A 13,575-nucleotide genomic window follows, 5' to 3' on the forward strand; every position below is an offset into this window, starting at 1 on the left:
TCCCCGCGACCGGGGACCGCGCCCCCCGCGAGCCGCCGCGCGCCCCGGCGGCGGGACACCCCTGGCGCTTACGCGGGGCCCGCCGCGCCCACGCGGGGGCCCTCGAACCGAACTTCTGGAGGTATCGATGACATCGGTCGTCGTCACGGGCGGTGCGGGATTCATCGGGTCCCATGTCTGCGAGTTCCTGCTCGGCGCGGGGCACGAGGTCCTCTGCGTGGACAACTTCCTCACGGGTGCCGTGGAGAACATCGAGCACCTCCAGGAACACGAGGGGTTCCGGCTGCTGAACGCCGACGTGTGCGCGGGGCTGACGGTTCCCGGGCCCGTGGGGGCCGTGCTCCACCTCGCGTCCCCCGCGTCGCCCGCGGACTACCTGCGCTTCCCCGTGGAGACCCTCAAGGCGGGCTCGCTGGGCACGCTGCACGCCCTCGACCTGGCCCGCGCCAAGGGCGCCCGCTTCCTGCTGGCCTCCACCTCCGAGGTGTACGGCGACCCGGAGGTGCACCCCCAGCCCGAGCACTACTGGGGGAACGTCAACCCCGTCGGCCCGCGGAGCGTCTACGACGAGGCCAAGCGGTTCGCCGAGGCGGCGACCACCGCCTACCGCGCCCGCCACGGCCTCGACACGGCCATCGTCCGCCTGTTCAACGCCTACGGGCCCCGGATGCGGCGGGACGACGGGCGCGCCGTGCCGACCTTCATCGACCAGGCGCTGCGGGGCGCCCCACTGACGGTGACCGGCGACGGCACCCAGACCAGGTCCGTCTGCTACATCGACGACACCGTCGCGGGCATCGCCCGCCTGCTCGGCAGCGACCACCCCGGCCCGGTGAACGTGGGGCACCCGCAGGAGCTGCCGCTGCTGCGGATCGCCGAGCTGGTCCGCGAGCTCACCGGGTCCTCGTCCCCGATCACCTTCATCCCGCTGCCCCAGGACGATCCCCGGCGCCGCCGCCCCGACATCTCGCTGGCGCGGCGCGTGCTGGACTGGAGCCCCGCGGTCCCGGCGCAGGAGGGCCTCCGGCGCACCATCGAGTGGTACCGGCACGCGGCGGCGCTGGCATGACCGGCGCCGGCACGACCGGCACCGGCCACCGGGCGGCGGACCGGACGACGCCCGTGGGCCCCCTCGCGGAGCTGCCGCTGCGCCCCGGGGCGGCCAAGCGGGCGGCCGAGCTCGCGCTCCGCGCCGCCGCGCCCGACGCGGACACCTCGTCGGGGGTGCTGACGTGGGTGCGCCGCACGGCGGCCGCCCACCCCGACCGGGTGGCGGTCCTCGACGGCGGCACCGTGCTCGGCTACGCCGCGCTCGCGGCGGAGGCGGACCGCATCCGCCGCGTCCTGGCGGCCGGCGACTGCCGGCGCGGCGACGTCGTCGCCACGGTGGGGCCGCGCAGCGCCCGGACCGTCGCGGTGTACCTCGCCCTGGAGGGCGCCGGCGCCGTCTGCCTGCCGCTGGACGCGTCCTGGCCCGCCGCCCGGATCGCCGAGGTGCTGGCGGCCGGCGGCGCGCGGGCCGTGCTCGCCTCCTGCGACCACGCCGACCACGCCGACCACGCCGGCCCCGCCGGCCCCGCCGGCCCCGGCGCCGCGGGCTGCGGCTGCGGCACCGCCGTGCGCGAGGCCGCGGGCCTGGGCCTGCCCGTGCTGCGGGTGCCCGCCGCGGGGGAGCCGTCCTCGGCGCGGCCGCCCGCCCCGCCCGAGGCCGAGCCCCGCGACCAGTCGCGCGAGGCCCGCTACTGCCTGTTCACCTCGGGCAGCACCGGGCGCCCCAAGGGGGTCCTGGTCGAGCACCGGGGCATGATGAACCACCTGTGGGCGAAGGCGCGGGTGCTGTCGCTCACCGCGCGGGACCGCGTGGCGTTCACCGCCCCGCCCGGGTTCGTCGTCTCCATCTGGCAGATGCTGGCCCCCCTGCTGGTGGGCGGCAGCGTGGCGGTCGTCCGCGAGGGCGACTGCCTGGTGCCGCGCCGGCTCCTGGACCGCCTCGAGCGCACCGGCGCGACGGTCACCCAGCACGTGCCCACGGTGCTCAGGTGGCTGACGGACGAGGCGGAGCGCTCCGGCCGGCCCCGCCTCACCGGGGCGCGGTGGCTGATCTCGACCGGGCAGGAGCTGCCGTCCGCGCTGGCCGGGCGGGTCCGCACCGCGTTCCCGCGGGCGCGGCTGCTGAACGCCTACGGCTCCACCGAGTGCTCGGACGACGTGGCGCACCACGAGGTCACCTCGGCGGACCGCGACGGCGAGCGCGTCCCCCTCGGCCGGCCGATCGGCGGCGCGCCCCTGTACGTCCTGGTCGCGGACGCAGACGCAGACGCAGACGCGGAGGCGGGCGCGTGGCGCGCGGCGGAACCGGGCGAGGTCGGCGAGCTGTTCGTCGGAGGCGCGGCGGTGGGCCTCGGCTACGTCCTGGCGGCCGACCCGGGCCGCGCCACCCCGGCGTTCTTCCGGGACCCCCTGGACCCGGCGTCGCCGACCGGGCGGCTCTACCGCACCGGGGACCTGGTGCGCGTCACCCCGGAGGGCGTCCGCTACACGGGCCGGGCGGACCGGCAGGTGAAGGTCGCGGGCGTGCGGATGGAGCTGGAGGACATCGAGGCCGCGGTCCGGCGCCACCCCCTGGTCCTGGAATCCGCCGTCCTGGTGCGGGACGCCGATCCGCCCGGCCTGCTCGCCCTTTTCACCGCCCGCCGGCCGATGGCGCCGCAGGAGGTGCGGGAGCTGCGGACCATGCTGGCCGAGCACCTGCCCGCCGCCATGGTGCCGCGCGAGCTGGTGCAGGTGGCGGCGTTCCCGCTGAACGGCAACGGAAAGATCGACCACGCGGCGCTGCGCGGTTCGGCGCGGGAGCCGCGCCGCGGAGCGGGCGCCGGACACCACACCACTGGAGGTCCCCATGCACGATGAGTCCGGCGCCCGCGGCGTCTCGGTGGTCGTTCCCGTCAAGGGGCGCGTCCTGGAGCTGCGCGACCTCCTGGAGAGCGTGAGCGTCGCCGCCCGGCGGTGCCCCGAGCCCGTGGAGACGATCGTGGTGGACGACTCCCCGGCCCCCGAGGCGGCGCAGCACCAGGTCAACTGCCGCCAGTACGGCGCCCGCTACGTGCGCGGCCCGCGGCACGTCGGGGCGAAGCGCAACGTCGGGATCCGCCTGGCCGCGCACGACCTGGTGTTCTTCACGGACTCCGACTGCCGGCCGGAGCCCGACACCATCGGGCGCCACGTCCGGACGCTGCGCGGCGCGCCGGCGACGACCGCGGGGGTGGCCGGCCCGACCCTGGTCGATGCCAGCGGCACCCTGCTGTTCCGCATCATGAGCAGGTCCGGGCGCCTCAACGGGGACCAGGAGAAGCCGCTGCGGAACCGCCGGCTCACGTTCGCCACCACCAGCAACCTGATGGTGCGCAGGAGCGCGCTGGAGGAGGTGGGCGGGTTCGTGGAGGAGTCCCTCACCGTGGTCGCCGGCGAGGACGTGGACCTGGGGCTGCGCCTGACCGGCCGCGGGTTCGTCATCACCTGCGACCCGGAGGCGAGGATCACCCACAACCGCAGGAGCACCGACTCGCTGTCCACCGTCACCCGCAGGCTGTTCCACTACGGCAGGTCGGAGCAGTGGCTGTGCACCGTGCACCCCGAGTTGCGCAGGGTGCGGCTCAACCCGGTGACCGTGCTGGGCGCCGCCGCGGTGGCCGCGCTCGCCGCCCCGCCCCGGTGGCGCGGGCGCACGCGTGCCTTGGTGCCCGCGGTGGGCGGCCTGCTCGTCGGCCGGGAGGTCGCGCGGCAGCGCAAGCCGGGCGACACGCCGCGGACCACCGCGGAGTCCGTCGTGCGGGTGCTGGTGGACTTCTCGTTCGACCTGGGGGCGGCCGTCGCCGCGGTGCAACTGCGCCGGCCCGCGCTCCTGCTCGGCGGGATGCGGAAGCTGGACGACGCGCCGATGACGCCGGAGGCGCCGGACGGGTCCGCGCCCCGGCCGTGACCGCCGCGGCGACGGCCGGGACGGCACCCCGGGGCCGGCCGGACGCGCCGGCCGGTGCGCCCCGCCGCTCCCCCCGAATCCCGCACCTCTTCCCTGGACTTCCCTGGACTTCCTGGACCGCTGGAGAACACATGCACGACGTGGAATGGCCGGCCGAGTTCGAGACGATCGTCCGCGCCCATCTGCCGCACCTGTCCGGCGGTGAACCGCTCCTGCCGGACGCGTCCCTCGTCGACCTCGGCCTGGACTCGCTGGCCACGGTCACCCTGATCGGCAGACTGGAGGCGGGCTTCGAGGTGACCATCCCGATCGAGGACCTGGTCGCGGAGTCCTTCGCGCGGCCCGGCACGCTGTGGTCGGCCGTCCGGCGCGCCCGGGAGGCCGCCGCCGGGGGCGCGGGCTGACCCCCGGCAGTCGCCCCCGGCGGGAGACCTCAGCGGGCGGGGGTCAGCCGGGTGGTCGGCAGGGTGGTGTGCGCGGGCGCCGCGTGGTGCCTGGCCAGGTGCACCCCCCACTCGCCGATGCGCCACATCATGCCCAGCGGGGAGGTCGTGGGCGGCCATCGCGCGCCGTCCAGCACCCCCCACCGCGCCATGCTGGCCAGCAGCAGCGGGTCCGCGGGCAGCCAGCGCCCGTCCACCTCGAACTCCACCCAGTGGTGCGTCGCGGAGAACGGCACCGTGACGATCAGGCCGAACGCCCGCCGCACCGGCACCCCCGCGGCCTGCGCCTCCCGGTGCAGGTAGTGCGCGGCCAGGCGGCAGTCGGCCAGGCCGGTGCCGCGCAGGAACCCCAGGTCGGTGACGAGCGCGTCCGGCAGCAGGTGCCACTCCAGCGGGTCCGCCAGCCGCAGCACGTCGGCGACGGGCGGGGCGAAGGCGGGGGGCCGCCCCGGCAGCCGCACGACCGCGCGGAGGTCCACCCGCGCGGCCGCGGCCTCGGCCGGGTCGTCGGTGGCGTGGGCGGCGCGCAGCAGCTCCGGCGCGAGGACCACGGGGCAGCCGCCGCCCGCGCCGGCGCACTCGGCGCACCGCGAGCGGACGCCGACCCGGTAGCCGACCTCGTCGTTCTCCCTGCTGGTCGTCAGGGACGACGCCCACCAGCGCATCGACGCGAACCACGGTGTGTTCAGCCGCAGCGACAGCGCCACGTTCTGGAGGTCCAGGGCGTCGAAGCGGGCCTCCGCGCCCGCGCCCCGGCTGGGCAGCCCGGCGTCCCGCAGCGCGGTGAGCAGGGCCTCGTCCACCGGGTAGCCGGCCCGGGCGTCCTCGGCGGACACCTCGAACACGCGGTACCGGTCGGGGACGCGGAGCAGTTTCGCCACCGCGTGCGCCACGTCGGCCTCCGTGCGGGCCTCAGGGACGGTGGGCATCGCGCTCCTCCTTCCGGCCCCGGCTACGCACGGGGCCCGCTCGCCGCGGGCTCCGCGCCGTCGGCCAGGATCGCCCGGTGCAGCACCCGCAGCCGCTGGGTGGGCTCGATGCCCAGGTCGTCCACCATGGCGTGGTACGCCTCCAGATATGTCGCCAGCGCCTTGGGGCGCTGCCCGGACCGCCACAGCGCCAGCATGAGATGGCCGCGCAGCCGCTCCTCGTGCGGGTGCAGCCGCACCAGCCGCACCAGGTCGGGGATGGCCTCGGCGTACCGGCCGACGTCGAGCTGCGCCTGGTGGTAGTCGCCGAGCAGCGCGAGGCGGAGCTGTTCGAGCCGCGCGGCCTCGGCCCGCATGACCGGGGTCTGGTCCAGCCCGCTCAGCGGCCGGCCGCGCCAGAGCTCGACCGCCTCGCGGAAACGCCGGGCGGCCTGCTCGGGGTCGCCCCGCCGCATGCTCTCCCGGCCGCGCTCCCACAGCACCTGGCACCTGGCCAGGTCCACGGTCTCGGGCGGGGTGGAGAGCACATAGCCGTCGCCGACCGTGGTCAGGCGGCTCACCGCGCGCCCCGTGGCGAGCAGTCTGCGCAGGCGGCTCACATAGAGCTGGACGTTCTTCCGCGAGCTCGGCGGCGGTGCCCCGCCCCACAGCGCGTCGATCAGGCCGGTGACGGAGACGTGCCGGTTCGCGTGGAGGCACAAAAAGGCCAGGAGCGTCTGCTGCTTGACTCCGCCCACGGCGATGACGGTGGCTGACTCGCGGATTTCGAGTGGTCCGAGAATGCGGTATTCCATTGCTGAAGACATGGTATTTGTGAGTTCCTCACGCATGGCTCGGTCCGGCCCGGACGATGGGGCGCAGGAGTCGTCGACGATGTGACCGGAACCGGAATCCGCTCCTGTCTGGGCGCTCCCGGACACAGCCGTGGAGCACGGGGCCGCCGCACGTCGTCCCGAGGCGGGGGCGAGGAGCCGGAAAACAGCGAACAATTCCAATAAGTCGAACAGGTGATCAACCTGCCACAGCCCGGAAGACGGTGTCAACGTGCGCTCCTCGCGGCGTGCCGGTCGGCGGCTCGGGCCTGCGTCGAAAGCGCCGTGAGCCTGTGTGGAAAACCGCTTCATCCCAGCTCAGCAAGGCCGTCCCACTGGTCTGTGACCGGGTGGCGAGTGCGGTGCGGAACGGGGTGCGCGGGCGCCCGCGCCCGTGGCCGGATTCCGGTCCGTCCCCGTCGCGCGGGGCCGAAATACGCCGCGGGAAACGGAGGCGGCACCTCCTCATGCGACTCCCGGAAACGGCCTTCGAAACATTTCGAAAGTCTTGCCCCGAAAGGAGCGCCGCTGGTTTACTTGCCCCGGCGGGACCTCCTTTCCCGGGGAGGGCGCATGCGCGAAAACGCCGGGAAAAAAGAAGGGAGTGCCGAGCCGGTTGCGCGTTTCCGCACCGGTGTCCGGCGCACCCGGTCGGCGCCCGCCTCGGCGCCGGGGCGGGGAATGGGCGGCACGCGGGGAATGGATCCGGCGGGGCGGAGCCGGCCGCACCGGAAGGCGGCGGCGCGGTTCGCCCGTGTGCGCCGGTACCGGCACCGTGTCCGGCCCGGCCGACCTCGCCCGCGCCGCGCCGCCGCCCCGGCGCAGGCGAAGCCCTGCCCCAGTCCGAGGAGACACGCAGTGAACGACGACGTCGAGGACATCTACCCCCTCTCGCCCGTCCAGGAGGGCATGCTCTTCCACACCATGGCGGCGCCGGGACAGGGCCTGTACACCGAGGTGACCACCTTCCGCGTCGCCGGCCGGCTCGACGTCGCCGCCCTGACCGCCGCCTGGCAGGCCGCGATCGCCCGCCACCCCGCGCTGCGCACCGCGTTCGTCCACCAGCGGATCAGCTCCCCCCACCAGGTGGTGCTGACCGCGGCGGAGCTCCCGGTGCGGGTCCGCGACCTCACCGCCGAGGCCGGCCCCGCCCGGGACACGGCCGTGGCCGCGGAGCTCGACGCCTGCCGCGGCCGGCCGTTCGACCTGACCCGGCCGCCGCTGATGCGCCTGCTCGTGCTGCGCCTGCCCGGCGAGGACCTGGTGGTGTGGAGCTACCACCACATGGTGCTCGACGGCTGGTCCGCCGCCCTGGTGCTGGCCGAGGTCACCGCGGACGCGACCGGCGCCGGACACGACCGGCCCGCACCGCCCCCCTTCCGCGAGTATGTGACCTGGCTGCGGCGCCAGGACCCGGAGCGCGACCGGGCGTTCTGGTCCGCCTACCTGGCCGGCTACCGGGAACCCGCCCTGCTGACCTTCCCCGGCGTCCGCCCCGGCGCCCTGCCCTCGGGCACCTTCCGCACCGTGGCGGCGAGCCTGCCCGCCCCCGTCCACACCGCGCTGCGCGAACTCGCCGCCGCCCACTCCACCACGCTCGGCAGCCTGGTCGAGGCCGCCTGGGGCGGCACGGTCGCCCGCTGCTCGGGACGCCAGGACGTGGTGGTCGGCGTCACCGTCTCCGGACGGCCCCCCGGGCTGCCCGGCGCCGAGCGGATCGTCGGCACCCTCATCAACACCGTCCCGGTGCGCGTGCGGACCGACCCGGAACAGACCGCCCACGACTGGCTCGCCCGGTACGCCGCCGCCCGCCACCCCGTCCTGGACCACCAGCACACCGCGCTCACCGACATCCACCGCTGGGCCGGGACCGACCCCATGGTCCCGCTGTTCGACACGGTCGTGGTGTTCGAGAACTACCCGGACCCCACGCGGGCCGCACCGGCCCCGGGCTCGCCGCGGATCAGCGACGTGCGCTACGAGACGAGGACCAACTACGCCGTGACCCTCGTCGTCCGCCCCGGCGAGGAACTGCGCCTCCAGGCGGTGGTGGACGCCGCCCGGTTCACCGCCGAGGAGGCCGAGGCGCTGCTCGACCAGGTCACGACCGTGCTCACCCGCCTCACCCGGCGGCCGGACGCCCCCCTGCGCGACGTCCTCGCCGTGCCGGAGGCCACCCGGACCCGGCTGCTGCGGGAGTGGAACGGCACGGCCGTGGACCGCACACCGCCCCGGGCCCTGCTGCCCGAGCTGATCGACACCGCCGTCGCCGAGCGCCCCGACCACCCGGCCGTCGTCGCCGGACCCGTGGTGCTCAGCTACCGCAGGCTGGACCGCCTGGCCACCGACCTGGCCCGCCGCCTGGCCGCCTCCGGGGTGCGCCCGGGCGACCGGGTCGGCGTCTGCCTCGGCCGGTCCGCGCACCTGGTGACGGCGCTGCTGGGCGTGGCCCGCGCGGGCGCCGCCTTCGTCCCCCTCGACCCCGCCCACCCCGTTGGGCGCACCAGCCGCGTGCTGGCCGACGCCGAGCCGGCCCTCGTGCTGACCGACGCCACCGGCGCGCCCGCGCTCCAGGCGTGGCAGGGCCCCCTGCTCGACGTCTCCGTGCTCGACGTCTCCGTGCTCGACGCCCCCCTGCTCGATGGGGCCGCGGCCTCCGCGTCGGTGGCCGACCGCGCCGCGCTGCCCGGGGCGACGCCCGACGGTCTCGCCTACGTGATCTTCACCTCCGGGTCCACGGGACGGCCCAAGGGCGTCGCCGTCGGTCACCGCGCCCTGGCCAACCTCGTGGACAGCCTGGCGCTGCGCTTCCCGGGGCTCGGCCCCGACGACCGGTTCCTCGCCCTGACCACGCTGACCTTCGACACCTCGCTCGCCGAGCTGCTGGCGCCGCTCGCCGTCGGCGCCACCGTGCACGTCGGCGGGCAGTCCCTCGGGCTGAGCGGAGCCGAGGTGGACCGCTACGTCACCCGGCACGGCATCACCGCCCTCCAGGCGACGCCCTCCCGCTACCGGGCCCTGCTCGGCACCGGCTGGCAGGGCGCCGGCCGGCCCCGGCTCTACAGTTGCGGCGAGGCGTTCCCGCCGGATCTGGCCGCGCCGCTGGCCGAACGCGGGGCGGCCGTGTGGAACATGTACGGGCCGACGGAGACCACCGTCTACTCCAGCGTCGAGCGGATCCACGCCGGAACCCGGCGCGTGTCCGTCGGGCGCCCCGTGTCCAACACCGTCATGCACGTCCTCGGCCCCGACGGCGGCCTGCTGCCCGTCGGCTGCGTCGGCGAGCTGTGCATCGGCGGCGACGGCGTCGCCGAAGGCTACTGGCGCCAACCCGAGCTGAGCGCCGAACGCTTCGTCACCGACCCCTTCGCGGGGCCGCCCGCCCGGATGTACCGGACCGGTGACCGCGCCCGGCACCTGCCCGACGGCCGCATCGAGGTGCTCGGCCGGATGGACCGACAGCTCAAGCTGCACGGCTACCGGATCGAACCGGGCGAGATCGAGGCGGCGCTGCTGGACCTGGCCGAGGTACGGGCCGCCGCGGTGGCCGAGCGCGCGGGACGGCTCGTCGCCTGGGTGGTGCCGGACGCCTCGGCGGGGCAGGCCGGGCCCGACCCGCTGCGCGCCGCGCTGCGCCGGGTGCTCCCCGCCTACATGGTTCCCGAGGCCGTCGTCACGCTCGACGCGCTGCCGCTGAACCCGGCGGGCAAGACCGACCTGGCCGCCCTGCCCGACCCCGCCGACCCGACCGACCTGCCCCCGTCCGACCGGCCCCCGGCCGCGCCGGAACCCGCCGACGCCGGGGAGTTCGCGCCCGAGGCGGCGCTGGCCAAGATCTTCCAGGACGTCCTCGGGGTACCGGAGGCCGGCCCCGACGCCGACTTCTTCGCCCTGGGCGGCGACTCCCTGCGGGCCATGCGCCTGGCCTCCCGGATCCAGGCCGAGTTCGGGGTGGAGCTGGACTTCGACATGCTCTTCGAACAGCCGACCGTCCGCACCCTGGCCGCGGGCCTCACCGCGGCCCGGCGGACCCCCGAGGGGCAGGACCCCGCGGAAGACAGCCCCACCCCGCCGACGCCGGACGGCGACACCTGAGCCCGGCGGCCGCACCCGCGCCGGGGCGGGTGTGGCCGGGACCCGTCATCCCCGCGGGGGACCCGGGTCGACTGCGCGGGTGATTACCCGTCCTCGCGGAACGAGGAGGGTGGGGGCATGCCGATCAAGCTCGTCCACGCAGCCCCTTCCGTCAGCGACACCCGGCGGCCCGCCCCCCGCTGGGCGCTGCGGACCGCCCACCTGACCCCGCTGCTTCTCCTGCCTTCGTGCCTGTGGCGGCTGCCGTTCGCCTTCCACTTCGAGATGGGCCAGATCCCCGACGCGACCCCGCCACCCCTGTGGATCAGCGTCCCGTACGTCTTCGGCCTCAGCGTGCTCACGGAGGTGGCGGCTCTGCTGTGCGTCGGCCTGGTACGCGGATGGGGCGAGGTCGTCCCCGCCTGGGTCCCCGCCGTCGGCGGCAGGCGCATCCGTCCGGCGGCGGTGATCGTCCCGGCGGCGGCCGGCGGGCTCCTCCTGACCACCGTCTCGGTGATGATGGCGCTCACCTGGGTCGGCGTCATCGACGGCACCGGCTACCGGAACGTTTGGTGGGAGACGCTGGCGAAGCTGTGCATCGGCCCGGTCGCCCTGTGGGGCCCGATGACGCTGGCCCTGACCTGCGCCTACTACGTCCGCCGCTGCCGCCCCTGGTGATCGAGGCGCCCGACCCCGAGCCGGTCGGCGGCCGGGAGGGGTCCCGGCCGCGGCGCGGTTCAATGGCGGCCATGATGCGCAGAACGTCACCCACCGTCACCGCCGTCGTGGCCGCCGTCGTCCTCGCCGCTCTCACGTCGTGTTCCTCGGATTCCTCGGACGGCTCCTCCGACGAGGCCCGGCCCGGCGGGTCCGGCTCCCACGCGTCGGCGTCGGACCCCGCGCGGACTCCCGGGGAGAGCACCACGCCGTCGCCCTCCCCGACCGGGCCCTGCGCCGACGGGACGTGTGAGCTGAAGGTCGCCGTGGGGGACACCGTCGCGGTGCCGGAGAAGTACGGCCTCGGGCCGATCGAGGTGACGGCGATCACCGGCGACGAGGTCGAGATGGTCGCGCCCCTGACGGGGTCCGGCTACAGCGTCACCGGCTGTTCCGGTGGCGGCGGCGTGTCCTCCGACGGCAGCGGCGGCGTCGGGCTCCGCTGCGCCGAGGGACCCGCCGCGACCATCAACGACACCATGAGCCTGAAGGTCGTCGACGTCCTCGGCAAGACCGCCGTCCTGCGCATCCAACCCGCCGGGTGACGTCCGCCCCGGCCCGGGTCACAGCACCGTCCGCCGCAGCGTCAGCCGGATGTCGCCGTTCTCGTCCTGCTCCTCGGTGAGGATGTCGTAGCCGTGCTCCTCGGCGAAGGAGCGCGCGCTCTCGTGGCCGTAGGTCTGGGTGAGGCGCCGCAACCAGTCGGCGTCGTAGCGGTTGCGGTCGTAGTCGCTGATGACGGCCTGGAAGGTGCCGTCGGCGGCGCGGGCGAAGCCGATGTCGTTGCTGAGCCGGCCGATGTGGGCGCGGCGGATGATGACCTCGGCGGCCTGGGGGCGGCGGTCCCCCTGGTAGCCGTAGAGGTGCTGCGGCTCGTCGTGGGCCTCCACCTCCCGGAAGCCGAGCCGGTGCAGGGCGCGGACGAGGATGTCGCGGTCGCGCAGGGCGGTGCGGACCCGGGTGTAGTGGGACATGGTCGAGCTCCTCTCAGGCGAGCCGGACGATGGGCTGGCGGTCCAGGACCCAGATGCCGCGTTCCAGGTCGTAGGCGGAGACGGTCAGGCGTTTGTGGGTGTCGACGCGGAAGTCCACGCGGAAGCGGTCCACGCCCGCCCTGGCCGGGGGAGTGGCCTCGAGGAAGGTCGGGTTGTCCTCGTTGAGCCACACCTGGGAGCGCTCCTGGCGGTGCTGGGGGGTGACCGCGACGGCGCGGGCGCCGCCGCCGGCGTCGAAGACGAGTTCCAGGTCGGCGCCGGCGTCCCGGTAGGTGGCGTGGGCGAGCTCGTAGATGGCCAGGCCGAGGTTGCGCTGCCCGTCGCGGACGGCTTTGACGGTGAGGGTGCGGACCGGCTCCGGGGTCGGGTAGGTGCTGCCCGCGCGGACCAGCGTCTCGAACTCGTAGGCGCCGGTGTCCCGGTTGACGTGCCGGATGGCGTAGTCGTGCTGGATGTGGTCGTGGAGCTCGTGGCCCCCCGCGATCCCGGCGGCGCCCGCGGCCACGGCCTCCAGCGGGCGGTCCAGGCGCAGCACGTCCGGCGGGAACTGCCAGCGCAGCAGGTCCTGCACGGCGGGGATCAGGCTGCTGCCGCCGACCAGGAACACCTGGGCGATCTCGTCGGCGGGGAAGCCGGCCGCCGACGCGGTGTCCAGGGTCCTGCGCAGCACCCTGCCCACCCGGCCGAGCACGTCCTTGTCCCGCAGCAGCGCCTCGAACCCGGCGCGGGTGACCTCCGCGCGGTAACTCTCCCCCGTCACCGGGTCGCCGGCCGCCACCACCGCCGACGTGCCGTGCGTGAGCGCGGTCTTGGCCGCCTCCGCGGAGTCGAGCAGCCGCCGGAAGACGCGGTTGTACAGGGCGGTGTCGCCCAGCGGCACGCCCGCCCGCTCGGCGGCGTGCTCGGCCAGCAGGGCGTCGATGTGGTTGCCGCCCAGGTCGGCGCCCGCCTTGGCGATCACCCGCACCCCGGCGCCGCCGTCCGCCCCGGACGGCTCGCGGACGCGCACCACGGAGACGTCCAGCGTGCCGGCGCCGAAGTCGAAGACGAGGAAGGTGTCGCCGGGGCCGAGCCGGGCGCTGTAGCCGACGGCGGCCGCCGTGGCCTCGTCCACCACCCGCAGCCGGGACACGCCCGCGCTCTCGCCGACCTCGCGGACCAGCCAGTCCCGGTAGGTGTCGAACGCCTCCACGGGCGCGGTCGCCACGACTTCCAGGTCGTCGGTGCCCACGGCGAGCGCGGCCGCGGCCATCACGTCGCCGAGGAACCGCGTCGCCGCCTCCCGGTTGCTGACGCGGCGGGCGCCCACCGCGCGGGGGATGTCCACGGACTGCCCGGTGACGCTGCTCTTGGTGGACCGGAACACCTCCACGTCCGGGTCGGCGAACAGCTCGGAGTCGCGCGCGACGGCGGCTCCGGTCCAGCGGCGGTCACCCGTGGCGCCGAACGCGATCAGCGAGGGTATGACGCGCTGCCGCACCCCGGGGGCGCCCTCGCGGAGCAGGTCGAGGCCGTCGAGGGGGACCGGCTCGCCCCGGTCCAGGGCGTGGTCCCAGCGGGCGACCACGGTGTTGGCGGTGCCGAAGTCGATGCCGATGCGGGTCGTCATGGGGGTGGTCACTCCTC

11 protein-coding genes are annotated in these 13,575 nt (G+C 75.7%); 7 read left to right on the forward strand and 4 right to left on the reverse strand.

Translation table 11 applies throughout. The annotated features are described in order from the left end of the window. The first annotated feature begins 127 nt into the window (after positions 1-127). The 4 genes from ACYVO2_RS04810 to ACYVO2_RS04825 all read left to right on the forward strand — a co-directional run bounded on the left by ACYVO2_RS04810 (position 128) and on the right by ACYVO2_RS04825 (position 4,383). A complete protein-coding gene (locus ACYVO2_RS04810) occupies positions 128-1,069 on the forward strand; it encodes a UDP-glucuronic acid decarboxylase family protein (RefSeq protein WP_461006313.1) in 942 nt (313 codons plus the stop codon). Further along, positions 1,066-2,910, forward strand: coding sequence for an amino acid adenylation domain-containing protein (locus ACYVO2_RS04815; RefSeq protein ID WP_461006314.1), 1,845 nt, complete (start codon positions 1,066-1,068; stop codon positions 2,908-2,910). The genes ACYVO2_RS04810 and ACYVO2_RS04815 overlap by 4 nt, the downstream gene beginning before the upstream one ends. Next, a complete protein-coding gene (locus tag ACYVO2_RS04820) occupies positions 2,900-3,979 on the forward strand; it encodes a glycosyltransferase family 2 protein (RefSeq protein WP_461006315.1) in 1,080 nt (359 codons plus the stop codon). Before ACYVO2_RS04815 ends, ACYVO2_RS04820 begins: the two co-directional genes overlap by 11 nt. A 131-nt stretch (positions 3,980-4,110) precedes the next feature. Next, positions 4,111-4,383 (forward strand): acyl carrier protein, encoded by a 273-nt coding sequence (locus ACYVO2_RS04825; protein ID WP_461006316.1) that lies wholly within the window; start codon positions 4,111-4,113, stop codon positions 4,381-4,383. A 29-nt stretch (positions 4,384-4,412) separates the two neighbouring features. Here ACYVO2_RS04825 and ACYVO2_RS04830 read toward each other — a convergent pair whose 3' ends face one another. Together ACYVO2_RS04830 and ACYVO2_RS04835 are read right to left on the reverse strand one after the other, a co-directional pair. Continuing rightward, complete coding sequence (locus ACYVO2_RS04830) at positions 4,413-5,351, reverse strand: transglutaminase domain-containing protein (RefSeq protein WP_461006317.1); 939 nt, start codon at positions 5,349-5,351, stop codon at positions 4,413-4,415. Between the two features lie 23 nt (positions 5,352-5,374). Further along, on the reverse strand, positions 5,375-6,145 hold the full coding sequence (locus ACYVO2_RS04835; protein WP_461006318.1) for an AfsR/SARP family transcriptional regulator: 771 nt from the start codon (positions 6,143-6,145) through the stop codon (positions 5,375-5,377). Positions 6,146-7,021: 876 nt separating this feature from the next. Here ACYVO2_RS04835 and ACYVO2_RS04840 point away from each other — a divergent pair. From ACYVO2_RS04840 to ACYVO2_RS04850, 3 genes are all read left to right on the forward strand, one after another. Next, positions 7,022-10,258, forward strand: a complete 3,237-nt coding sequence (locus tag ACYVO2_RS04840) for a non-ribosomal peptide synthetase (RefSeq protein ID WP_461006319.1) — start codon at positions 7,022-7,024, stop codon at positions 10,256-10,258. A 117-nt stretch (positions 10,259-10,375) separates the two neighbouring features. Next, entirely contained in the window at positions 10,376-10,915 is a 540-nt protein-coding gene (locus ACYVO2_RS04845; RefSeq protein ID WP_461006320.1) for a hypothetical protein, read from the forward strand. 71 nt (positions 10,916-10,986) lie between these two features. Then, positions 10,987-11,499 (forward strand): hypothetical protein, encoded by a 513-nt coding sequence (locus ACYVO2_RS04850; RefSeq protein WP_461006321.1) that lies wholly within the window; start codon positions 10,987-10,989, stop codon positions 11,497-11,499. An 18-nt stretch (positions 11,500-11,517) separates the two neighbouring features. Here ACYVO2_RS04850 and ACYVO2_RS04855 read toward each other — a convergent pair whose 3' ends face one another. Further along, entirely contained in the window at positions 11,518-11,928 is a 411-nt protein-coding gene (locus ACYVO2_RS04855; RefSeq protein WP_461006322.1) for a DUF1257 domain-containing protein, read from the reverse strand. Between the two features lie 13 nt (positions 11,929-11,941). Further along, entirely contained in the window at positions 11,942-13,558 is a 1,617-nt protein-coding gene (locus ACYVO2_RS04860; protein ID WP_461006323.1) for an Hsp70 family protein, read from the reverse strand. Positions 13,559-13,575: the final 17 nt, after the last annotated feature.

This window comes from Streptomyces capparidis (genome assembly GCF_054782095.1).